The organism is Saccharothrix obliqua, from assembly GCF_019375475.1.
Lineage (GTDB): Bacteria > Actinomycetota > Actinomycetes > Mycobacteriales > Pseudonocardiaceae > Actinosynnema > Actinosynnema obliqua.
The window spans coordinates 1-937 of sequence record NZ_JAHXGQ010000036.1; the positions used below are offsets into that span (position 1 = coordinate 1).

Here is a 937-nt window from a genome sequence, read left to right on the forward strand (position 1 = left end):
CACTACGAGGTCTTCGACTGCGCCATGGGCGAACGCTCCATCGCACCCATGGGCCACGTCCGCATGATGGCCGCCGTCCAGCCCTTCCTCTCCGGCGCCATCTCCAAGACCGTCAACATGCCCGAGACCGCCACCGTCGAGGACGTCGAACAGATCTACTACCAGGGCTGGAAACTCGGCCTCAAGGCCCTGGCCATCTACCGCGACAACTGCAAGGTCGGCCAGCCCCTGTCCGCCGGCAGGAACGCCAAGACCACCACCGACACCACCCCGGAGACCGTGGTGGAGTACCGGCCGGTCCGCAAGCGCCTGCCCAAGAAGCGCCCCTCCCAGACCGTCTCCTTCACCGTCGGCGGCGCCGAGGGCTACCTCCACGCCGGCTCCTACCCCGACGACGGCCTCGGCGAGATCTTCGTCAAACTCGGCAAGCAGGGCTCCACCCTCGCCGGCGTCATGGACGCCTTCTCCATGTCCATCTCCGTCGGACTCCAGTACGGCATCCCCCTGGAGTTCTACGTCTCCAAGTTCCAGAACCTGCGCTTCGAGCCCGCCGGCATGACCGACGACCCCGACGTCCGCATCGCCACCAGCGTCCTGGACTACCTGTTCCGCCGCCTCGCCCTGGACTACCTCCCCCTGGACAAGCGCGCCCAACTCGGCATCTACACCGCCGACGAACGCACCGCCCAGGTCAACCAGGACTACGGCACCCCCGACATCGACCTCGAAGCCCTCCGCACCAGCGTCGACTCCACCCCCACCAAGGAACCCGACACCACCACCAAACACGTCGGCAGCTCCACCGAACTCCTCGAACTCCACCTCGGCACCACCGCCGACGCACCCCTCTGCATGACCTGCGGCACCAAGATGCGCCCCGCCGGCTCCTGCTACCTCTGCGAAGGCTGCGGCTCCACCTCCGGGTGCAGCTGACGTC

Annotated in this window: 1 protein-coding gene; it reads left to right on the plus strand. The window is 67.3% G+C overall.

Annotation, left to right across the window (positions count from 1 at the left end; genetic code table 11):
* A partial coding sequence (locus KZQ38_RS35695) for a ribonucleotide reductase barrel domain-containing protein (RefSeq protein ID WP_443706249.1) occupies positions 1–933 on the plus strand: 933 nt, incomplete at its 5' end.
* Positions 934–937 lie beyond the last annotated feature (4 nt).